Source organism: Streptomyces sp. NPDC001156 (assembly GCF_053598275.1).
In genome coordinates, this window is sequence record NZ_JBSFJX010000281.1 from 1 (window position 1) to 8,634 (window position 8,634).

General features: G+C 66.8%; 11 protein-coding genes and 1 pseudogene. 7 read left to right on the forward strand and 5 right to left on the reverse strand.

Going from position 1 to position 8,634, the window contains the following annotated elements; all coding sequences use genetic code 11:
* Positions 1 to 84, forward strand: a pseudogene (locus ACWDA7_RS47295) (transposase); the annotation flags it as partial.
* Between the two features lie 650 nt (positions 85 to 734).
* Positions 735 to 1,349, forward strand: coding sequence for a hypothetical protein (locus ACWDA7_RS47300; protein ID WP_450613691.1), 615 nt, complete (start codon positions 735 to 737; stop codon positions 1,347 to 1,349).
* Between the two features lie 192 nt (positions 1,350 to 1,541).
* Here the strand turns inward: ACWDA7_RS47300 and ACWDA7_RS47305 are convergent, their stop codons facing one another.
* The gene (locus ACWDA7_RS47305) at positions 1,542 to 2,573 is read right to left on the reverse strand and encodes a HEAT repeat domain-containing protein (protein ID WP_450613692.1); all 1,032 of its coding nucleotides are present in this window, start codon (positions 2,571 to 2,573) and stop codon (positions 1,542 to 1,544) included.
* Between the two features lie 145 nt (positions 2,574 to 2,718).
* Here ACWDA7_RS47305 and ACWDA7_RS47310 point away from each other — a divergent pair, with 145 nt between their 5' ends.
* The 3 genes from ACWDA7_RS47310 to ACWDA7_RS47320 all read left to right on the forward strand — a co-directional run bounded on the left by ACWDA7_RS47310 (position 2,719) and on the right by ACWDA7_RS47320 (position 4,706).
* The gene (locus ACWDA7_RS47310; protein WP_450613694.1) at positions 2,719 to 3,060 is read left to right on the forward strand and encodes a YciI family protein; all 342 of its coding nucleotides are present in this window, start codon (positions 2,719 to 2,721) and stop codon (positions 3,058 to 3,060) included.
* A 507-nt stretch (positions 3,061 to 3,567) separates the two neighbouring features.
* The gene (locus ACWDA7_RS47315; protein WP_450613696.1) at positions 3,568 to 4,140 is read left to right on the forward strand and encodes a S1 RNA-binding domain-containing protein; all 573 of its coding nucleotides are present in this window, start codon (positions 3,568 to 3,570) and stop codon (positions 4,138 to 4,140) included.
* Positions 4,141 to 4,631: 491 nt separating this feature from the next.
* Positions 4,632 to 4,706, forward strand: a complete 75-nt coding sequence (locus tag ACWDA7_RS47320; RefSeq protein WP_450613708.1) for a 50S ribosomal protein bL37 — start codon at positions 4,632 to 4,634, stop codon at positions 4,704 to 4,706.
* A 347-nt stretch (positions 4,707 to 5,053) separates the two neighbouring features.
* On the opposite strand, the gene ACWDA7_RS47325 is transcribed toward ACWDA7_RS47320, so the two are convergent.
* From ACWDA7_RS47325 to ACWDA7_RS47340, 4 genes are all read right to left on the reverse strand, one after another.
* The gene (locus ACWDA7_RS47325) at positions 5,054 to 5,227 is read right to left on the reverse strand and encodes a hypothetical protein (protein WP_359408981.1); all 174 of its coding nucleotides are present in this window, start codon (positions 5,225 to 5,227) and stop codon (positions 5,054 to 5,056) included.
* Between the two features lie 249 nt (positions 5,228 to 5,476).
* Complete coding sequence (locus ACWDA7_RS47330) at positions 5,477 to 5,827, reverse strand: hypothetical protein (protein ID WP_450613698.1); 351 nt, start codon at positions 5,825 to 5,827, stop codon at positions 5,477 to 5,479.
* Between the two features lie 66 nt (positions 5,828 to 5,893).
* A complete protein-coding gene (locus tag ACWDA7_RS47335) occupies positions 5,894 to 6,310 on the reverse strand; it encodes a YeeE/YedE thiosulfate transporter family protein (RefSeq protein ID WP_450613700.1) in 417 nt (138 codons plus the stop codon).
* Positions 6,310 to 6,966: a YeeE/YedE family protein gene (locus ACWDA7_RS47340; protein WP_450613702.1), complete on the reverse strand. Its 657-nt coding sequence runs from the start codon at positions 6,964 to 6,966 to the stop codon at positions 6,310 to 6,312. The genes ACWDA7_RS47335 and ACWDA7_RS47340 overlap by 1 nt, the downstream gene beginning before the upstream one ends.
* Before the next feature lie 791 nt (positions 6,967 to 7,757).
* On the opposite strand from ACWDA7_RS47340, the gene ACWDA7_RS47345 reads away from it, so the two are divergent.
* Entirely contained in the window at positions 7,758 to 8,057 is a 300-nt protein-coding gene (locus tag ACWDA7_RS47345; protein ID WP_450613704.1) for a hypothetical protein, read from the forward strand.
* A 155-nt stretch (positions 8,058 to 8,212) separates the two neighbouring features.
* On the forward strand, positions 8,213 to 8,634 hold a 422-nt coding region (locus ACWDA7_RS47350; RefSeq protein ID WP_450613706.1), incomplete at its 3' end, for an MFS transporter.

Consider the following 8,634-nt stretch of genomic DNA (forward strand, 5'->3'; position numbering starts at 1 on the left):
ATCCGCCGCTACATCATCTGGCGAAACCGTCACGCCGACGATCAACGGCTTCGAGTCGTGGTCGACAGGGCGAACGTTGCCTGATGCGGCACTAGTGGCACGGCGGAGGGCCCGAATTCTGGCCGGCGATGCCGTGAGAACCGCCCACCGTGGCGCGAGCCACCGTGAGTTCACATCCCACACCCACCGCGCAGTTGAACGGCTCCCCGACCAGTGCAACAGTCAAGGGCCGTTGTGCTGAGCGGTGGCCGCTTGTCGCCGACATCCCTGCGGTTCCCCGCAGGATCGGGCACGGGGGGGGCGTGTTCCCGGTCGGCTCGTGCTCGACCCACCCTCCCCGGTTCGTTGTGTTCCGGGTAATGCCGGTCACGATGGTTGTGTGTTCCACCATGCATCCATGCTCATCCCTGAGCCGCGGCCTGCCAACGCCACGCCCGCCGAATGGGGTCAAGGGCCACCACGCTCAGATCCTGGAGCACCCGTTTGGAAGACGGCGTATGCGGATCCGTGCTCACCTAGCACGATGTTGACCTGCGCGAACGCGGGCGGCTCGCCGTTGTTCCCCTTGGCTCCCCGTTGGTCGCTGACCGTTCGGGCACGGAAGGGGCACAGCACCTCGGGCCCTGAAGTCCCCTTGGCACAGGCGTCGGTTTCGTCAGTCTCAAGATCCACGGCCACAGCAAGTGGCCAGACGAGTTCTCAAGAACGCTTGCTCGGCTTCCAAGAGTAGGCAGATGGACAGCGCTCCCCTGGTCCGCCATGATGCGCCAGCACTGGCTGCATTGTGTGAGGGGCGGGGATTGATGGAGCAATCACAGGTCGAGGCTATGCCGCCGGAGTGCATCCGTTACCGGTTGACGCGCCTCCAACGCGTGCTGCCCGTGCTGCCCGGCATCGTTGTCGTCATGGCCTTCCAGGTCTTGTTCTGGTTGGACGGCGGGCCGTTGGGTCCTGTCCTTGTCTCAGGACTGTTCATGGGGGTCGCCCTGCCGTTCGTGGTGCTGATCACCTCGCGGCCCTTCGGGGTCACTCTCACGCCATCGGCGGCCATCGTGCACTATCTCCGCCGCAGGACCATCCCGTGGTCGAACGTCCAAGCCATCCAGATCGAGTCTCTCCGCGGAAGCCGAACCGTCGTGATCTACGAAGCGGGCGGCCGCTGCACCCGCCTGCGGGCACCGATCGCAGGGTTTCTGAGCTGGGATCGCAGCTTCGAGGAGAAGTTCCACACCATCGGTAGGTGGTGGCTGAATCACCGCGGCTCGGACTGGGTTCCTGTGCCGCCTCCGGGGGCGCAGTGGGGTTGCCCACCCGCGTCCGACGGGAGCCCTTACGCACCTCCTGCGTAGTCAGCAACTGATCCACGTACCCTCCGGGCGGCAGAATCTCCATGACTGTGTCAAGCCACGCGGCGCCGTCCATACGTTGGATCAGCGGCCGTGCCGGACACAAACTTGAAGGTCTGGCCTCATCTTTATCAGGCCCTACCTTCTTGATCGGGCTGAGCGAGGCCTTCGTAGGGTTCGTTCCACCCAGGGGTGTCAGGTGTGGCTGATATCAGGTTGCCGTCGGTGGCTCGATCGACTTGGCCGCCTGTCGCCCCGCGACGACTCGACCACTGATTGGGAGTTGCGAGCAGAGCGCTGTGTAGGACAACGCCGGCGAGGTCGTTGCAGGACCACTGACACGACGATGCTCGGGAGCAAAATGAGCCGGATATGGGCCGGAGTGGACGCCGAACGAGCCAGCCGGCTATTTCGGCGGCTGCCTGGTCGCCCTCGGCTAGGCCAGCTTCTCCATAACAGCGTGCGCCGCGTCGCGAGCGTCGCCGTCGTCGTCCGCCGCGAGACGTTCGAGCGCGGCGCGGACTGCCGAGCCCGGCCGGCGGGACAGGGACCTGCTGCCTGGTACCGGACCCAGCGGTCGGTGTCATCGGCACAGGCCACCAGGAGGTCGGTAACCGTCTCGTCGCGCGAGGAGCGCAGGGCCGCCACGGCGCTGCGCCTGACCTCGGGCGCGGGATCGCGGGTGCCGGCGATCAGGACGGCCCGGGCTTCTGGGGGATCTCCCACGCCGAAGATGCTGCCGAGGGTGCTCATCACATCCGCGCGCACCCGCGGGTCCTGGTCGGACGCCGCGTCGGCGACCAACCTGAAGTACTTCGCCCCGCCGAAGTCGATGACGGCCAGGCCCCAACTGCCGACCAGACGTGTCCTGGGGTCATCTGAGCCGACGCAGCCCAGAACCAGGCTGATCGATTCTTCCGGCCACGCGGAGAACAGGTCGAGGAGGTCGAGCCCCGGCGTGTCCCCGTCGTCGTTGCGATCGCTCTCCCTCGCACGCAGCAGGGCAGGCAGGGCGGCCGCACCGCAGGTGCCCGCCAGGACATGGGGGATCCGGTCCCGCGCGAAGGAGTCGTCGGTGTCGATGTGACAGGCAAGTCGGCGCTCGAGATCGGGCTGCAGGAACGCGGCCGCCGGTATCCGCAGTCTCTTGACAAGGGGTTCGAACTGGAGGCGGGCTCCGGGCCCGCGCTCGGTGGCCTCGGCAAGCCGCGCGTCCAACTCGTTCAACGCACGCCGCAGCGCGGAGCGCTCCGCTGCCTGTCCATCAGCCGCCGCCGTCAGGCCCTTACTTTATGGGCCAAACTGATACGCAGCGCGACGGCGTCAGGCAGGATGGGTCCGATCCCCGAAACGCGAAGAAGGAGTCGAGGCGATGACGAAGTACCTCATCTCGTTCCCCAGTGCCGCCATGGTCTTTCCCGCCGAGGATCTGCAGGCCGTCTCGGATGCGTCGCACGCGGTCGTGAAGGAGGCGAAGGACGCCGGTGTCTGGGTGTTCGGTGGCGGCATCGACGAGAGCGTGCCGCCTGTCATGGTCGGTGGCGATGGGACTGTGACCGAGGGCACCTACGATCAGACGAAGCAGATCGAAGGCGGCTACACGGTGCTGGAGTTGTCCTCCCGCGAGGCGGCGTTGGACTGGGCAGCGAAGATCGCGGTCGCCTGCCGATGCGCGCAGGAGGTGCGCGCGTTTCAGTACGACCCCGACAGCTGACCGGCAATTGCCTTCACCGACGGAGCGGACAGATCGAGCTCAAGCCATCCGAGCGAGCCGCCGCTTCATCGTCCGGCGGCGTTGGCGGATGCGGGTTCGCCGAGCTCGCCGGCAGCGCGCCACCATCGGTATGACAGCGGCGCAAACACGACGGCGCCCGCGCTGCTAAAGGAGCGAAGTGGGGCCATCGCTGGCGAGACCAGCGGACTCGCTACCTTGTGCCGAGTCGGGCGGCACGTACCCCCGCGCACCCCGATTCCCCGTGAGTCCCCGCCTGTTCTGGCACGGATGTGGCACGCCATCCCGCTTGGCTCCTTGTTCGTCGGTGGGCGGTGGGCGGTGCGCGGCCGTCAGCCGTGGCTGCGATGCGGCGCCTTCGGTGCCGCAGCCCCCTGAGTGCACGGCGTAGCTCGCTAGAAGCGTCCGCTGGGGCGGACGTCCCCTTAAGACTGCAGCGTGACCGCACCTCCCGCCAAGTGCGCAGCCCCTCCGTGAAAGCCTGGGAACATGGTGGGCGGACAGTTTGAGAACCCAGAGCTCTGGGCGTTCTTGGAATCACCGCACTGCGGCGAGCTCCTCTCCGGCACCGTCGCAGCGATCGAACGGTTCGGCGTGTTCGTGGCGTTGGATGACGGCCCCGATCACCCGGTCTTCCCCGGCGTCGGGTTCATCTCCCTCGCCGAGTTGTCCTGGCGACGTTTCGAAGCCGCCACCGAAGTCGTGCAGGTCGGACAGCGCGTCTCGTGCGAGTTTCTCCAGTTCGACACAACGAATCTGGAGGCAAGACTGTCCTTGCGAGCAACGCTGCCGGATCCCTGCCAGCTATTCGCCGACGGCACCGCGGTGGGGCAGAAACTGCACGGACGGGTCTCCAAGTTGGTCCCGTTCGGCGTCTTCGTCCAGGTCGCCGACGGAATCGAGGGGCTGGTCCACCTGCAAGAGCTCACCTGGACGCCTGTGGAAACTCCGTCAGACGTCGTCCAGGTCGGTGACGAGATCACGGTCGTCGTTACCGAGATCGACCGAGAGCGACGCAGGCTGGCCCTCTCCCGACGACAAAGCTCATCCGGCCGGCGATGACTCCCTTGCGCTCTCGTGACGGTCCGCTCGCGTGAGCGTTCCGAGCGCGTGCTCGGCGAAAGGGAGGCACCTCGCCACACCCAGTGGACCTGTCCGGTCACAGCACTACAGTAGTAGTTGTCCCCGGTCGCGGTTGAGCGGCTGTCGGCCCCGGACGGCCAGAGACGGCCCAGGGGCGATCACTCGTCGGCTGCCCGACACTCGTCGAACCGGACCCTGAGCTGGTGGTTGTGGGCGTGCCAGTAGACCTCACCACTGACGCAAGTCCCGAGGGCCGGGAGGTCCATCCCCTGCGACCTGCGGTTGGCAGCGCTGTGATCGAGCGGCCTGGGCGGCTTCGACACGCATTCGACAGAAGCCAGTGATTGCTGCTCTGCGGCGGCGGACCGCCGAAATGGGCGCTGTGGCCGCGGCACAGCTGATGCGGACACCCCGAGCCGAATCTAGACTGCCAAAGGCGCAGAAAACCCAAGATCAGGGAGATATGCACCATGTCTAAGCGAGGGAACAAGCGGCGCGGCCGCAAGAAGAACAAGGCCAATCACGGCAAGCGTCCCAACGCCTGAGCCAACCGAGCAGCCGGCGGAGGGGTCCCGTGTCTTCGCCACCCGGATTGAGGTCGAGGATTAGGGTCCCGCAGCGGTGGGGGAGCACGTCAAAGAGCCGGACCCGATGAGACTGGGTCCGGCTCTTGAAGACTGGGCGCCTTTCCAGAGTTCGGCAGATAGTGTCCGAACCTGCGCGCACGGCTCCGGAGCGAATGCGTCAATCATCCCGCATAGCCCTCTGACCTGCGGCGGAGCTCGTCAGATGGCGCCAGCGGCGCAGACTGTGTCGGAGGTGTGTCGGGCGCCCTCCTCACGAGGGTCGAACCGCCTCTGTTGCGCTCCCTGCCAGGATGGTCACGACATTGTCAGTGCTTGAAGGAGTCTTTGGTGCTCTCTTTCGCGCCCCGCATCTTGCCCCGCGCTTCGAGGGCCGCACCCTTTGCTGCGAGGGTTTCTTTGTGCACTGCGTGGGCCACCTTTCGTACGGTTTTTCCTACAACCTGTTCGGCCTTTGCCTTGGCTTTCTCTCCGGTACTCATCTCGGTACCTCCGCGCTCACAGGACGAGTGCCCTTGAGGCAGGGAAAAACCCTGAGCAGGCGGACACAAACTGCACCGTCCGGTCGGCGGGCAGGTGGACGATGGTGCGTGCCCCGTACCAAAACGTTTCGTACGCGTACTCGCCCTGCGTCTGCGGTGGGGGCAGCGTCCGATCACCGCCAGCATCGGTGATAGCGGCGGCAGCTCGTGCGGCTGAGCGGGCCCGGTGGCGGGTGTGTGCTCATGTTCTCAGCGTGACGCCCGCCTGCTGCGGGAGTGACTTCGCGGCTCGGACGGGCCGGCCGTACAGCGGCACGCCGCGCAGACGTCGATCTCGGCATCGACCGCGATGTCGATGGCGCCCTTCCCGGTGTCCGCCCCGATGTGCACATGCAGCGACCGCGTCGTCGGCACCTGGGCCTCGGCCGCCTCGACGACCGCGATCTCCGGGCAGAAGGGCTGCAGTCCGGTCGACCGGAGGTTTTCCGACGGCTGGAGCCTGTGGATCACCTTGACCTCGGGCATCCGGTCGCAGACCGCGTCCATGCTCAGTTCGGGAGCCCCCGGCGGGAGCAGGCTCTGCGGCAGCGGCGTGACCATGTACCGCTCGCGACGCCGCACCGAGAGCGGTGAGTGCTTGGTGGTCGTGTCGGTGGGCGCCCTTGATCAGAGCCCGCAGGAGCCCCGGTCGAGGTGGAAGTATCGGGCGTTGGCCCAACGGCACAGCCGGATACCGACGGCGACGCCGACGATTGTGACCAGGGCGGGCAGGTATCCGCTGGCAACCTGGGTGATCGGGATTGCCGGGCACCCACCTGAGATGGCCCAGCCCGTACCGAACAACACTGCGCCTGGGATCACTCCGGCGTGGATCCGCCCCGGGGTGCGGCGGACCCGTAGCAGAGCGAACACGCATGCGATGATCACGACGGCGCCGGCGAAGGAGAGCAACATGCGCAGGTCCTGAAAGGTGAACATGCGGTTCAGCTCGGTGTAGTCGCCGAAACCGATGTTCGTGACGGTACAGCCGAGGGTCAGACCGGTGATGATGTTGGCCATCAGAATCGCGCCGCGGGTGCGCATCAGATCACCTTCCACAAGAGGAACGACACCCCGACAGCGGTGCCGAAGAACACCGCGGTCGCGACGATGCTGACTGGACGTAGACGGCCGCAGCCACTGAGTCCGTGGCCGGAGCTGCACCCGCCGGCCAATCGAGTGCCAAAGCCGACGAGCACGCCTCCCACGAACAACAGGGCGACCATGGTGATCGGATTGGCGGTGACCAGGTTCCGAAAACCCGGACCCATGTCGAAGCGGAGGTGGAACCGCCCGGAGGTGACCGCGGCGATCAGTCCGCCGATGAAGATCGACACCAGCAAGGCAGCCTGGGTGACCAGCGGGACCGGCCGCAGACTCGTGGCCGAGGGACCGTCACCTGCAGCCGGTTCGACGGCCGGGTCCAGTGCTTGTGTCCCCCCGTACGGAGCCTGCGACATGGCGGCCGCACCGGGACCGGATCCGAAGTGCTCCGCGGTGGCCGCGGTGAGCGCGTCCGCGAGGGCACGATCGTCTTCGAACTCCTCCTCCGTCCGTTCGAGCAGACGTTCCCTGTGCCAGTGCAATACGCGGTCCCACGCCGAGGAGACCCCGAAAGACCGATCGGTGGTGAGGGTGTAGTTGATGGTGACCAGAGCGAGCCCGACAGCGCCCGCCCACCAGGGCCAGTAGGAACTCATACGGGGCCTTTCATCCAATCGGCGAATCGAGCCCACCAGCCGCGCTTCGAGTCGGACGCTGGGCGCACGTGTCGAGCGAGGCGGTCCGGAAGCTGGGGAAACTGTGCGGGCGGAGACGGTCGGTGATGCCCTACCCGTTCCGGCGGGGGGGCTGCGAACGGGGCGGTCATCTCCGGCGACGCGGTTCCAGGTCCTGACCGCTCAGGTGGCCGGTCTGGTCCCGGCTGGGACCAAGTCCCGGGCTGCAAGGAGTAGCGATTGGGTCCTGGTGGCGGGGTCTGTCGGGGTACCTGCCTAGGGTCGCCCGCGCCGGACCCGTTCTCATCGGCCGGGGGTTCGAGGTGCCGCGCGCTGGCTCCGTTGGGCAGCAGACTGATCGGCACGCGTTCGCCGGTGAGCGACAACTGGTAGCGCGCGCAATCATGCCACTGATCCTCGCTGTCGCAGTAGTACATGCGCCAGCCTTGCAAGCTTGCCCTGAGTAGGGGGAAAAGGGGGCATGTTGCAGCGTGCCGGCAACCCACGTTGCTCCCTCCTGAACGGCGCACACCGCCCGTTCGGAGACGGCGGCTGTCGTTGTCGGTTCTTGTCCTTGCCGCGCCCGGTCGACGATCTCGATGCGTCGTGGAGTGCAGGCACAGCGCCGTACTGTGACTTTCCGTCATCGCGTTGAGACGTGATGCAACCACTGTTTCGGTATCCCGGGCAACCTCAACGGGCTTTTCAACCGAACCGCTTGACATTGCATAGCGGGATACGTCAACTGATGGATGCGCCAAGGGTGGCGACGGGTGTCGCTGGGACTCGACCCGCACGATCATGCAACCCGTGTCCGCCCCCAAGGTGTCGGGCATGTCAAGGCGCACCAGCGCCCGCCGGTGGTCGGCCAGGCCAAGACGATCAGCATCACGTGCGAGGGCAAGCGCTTGTACGCCACTCTGACTGCCGAACAGCCTGCGCCCGAGCCGTTTCTCGTCGGCCGCGACCACGCCGCCACCGGGTGCGGGCACTGCGTCCGGTGTCGCAGCGCAGTGTGCCTGCGGGTGCTCGACAGCCCTTGCCTGGTCCGCCTCCTCACCGGTGCAGCCTGAGTCGGTGGATGCTCCGAATCATTGCTCTCGGCGGACGGCCGACCTGCTGTCTCGTTCTCGGTTCTTGCAAGCCCCCCAGTAGGAGCATATGCTCCTATTTATTGACCCCCAGGGCACGGACCCGCGGCCGCCGCCCACGAGACAAGGAACGGCACATGCCCATCCCCGAGCGGACCACCAGCGATCCGTCCCCGCGGACGACAACGGGCGCGGCCCAGGGCGGTACCGCCCTGGACGAGCTCCAGGACCCTGGGGCGCGCCGGCGCGCAGGGCGCGTGCTCGCCCTGAGCAGCCTCGGCGTGTTCGTGGTGTTCCTCGACACCACCATCGTCAACGTGGCCTTCGAGACGATCGGCCGCAGCTTCCATACCACCACCGGGCACCTGAGCTGGGTGTTGAACATCTACAGCCTGGTTTTCGCCGCGGCGCTGATACCCGCCGGGCGCCTGGCCGACCGGTACGGCCGCAAGCGGGTCTTCCTGATCGGCATGACCGGCTTCGGCCTGATGAGCGCGCTGTGCGGGCTCGCCCCCAGCGCGACGGTGCTCATCATCGCCCGCGGGCTGCAGGGGGCCTT

What these genes read in the sequence shown, in the direction of transcription:
- ACWDA7_RS47315 (WP_450613696.1), top strand. Translation starts at nt 3,568, where the DNA reads ATGGTGGGCGGACAGTTTGAGAACCCAGAGCTCTGGGCGTTCTTGGAA.
- ACWDA7_RS47330 (WP_450613698.1), bottom strand. Translation starts at nt 5,827, where the DNA reads ATGGTCACGCCGCTGCCGCAGAGCCTGCTCCCGCCGGGGGCTCCCGAA.
- ACWDA7_RS47340 (WP_450613702.1), bottom strand. Translation starts at nt 6,966, where the DNA reads ATGAGTTCCTACTGGCCCTGGTGGGCGGGCGCTGTCGGGCTCGCTCTG.
- ACWDA7_RS47335 (WP_450613700.1), bottom strand. Translation starts at nt 6,310, where the DNA reads ATGCGCACCCGCGGCGCGATTCTGATGGCCAACATCATCACCGGTCTG.
- ACWDA7_RS47325 (WP_359408981.1), bottom strand. Translation starts at nt 5,227, where the DNA reads ATGAGTACCGGAGAGAAAGCCAAGGCAAAGGCCGAACAGGTTGTAGGA.
- ACWDA7_RS47310 (WP_450613694.1), top strand. Translation starts at nt 2,719, where the DNA reads ATGACGAAGTACCTCATCTCGTTCCCCAGTGCCGCCATGGTCTTTCCC.
- ACWDA7_RS47300 (WP_450613691.1), top strand. Translation starts at nt 735, where the DNA reads ATGGACAGCGCTCCCCTGGTCCGCCATGATGCGCCAGCACTGGCTGCA.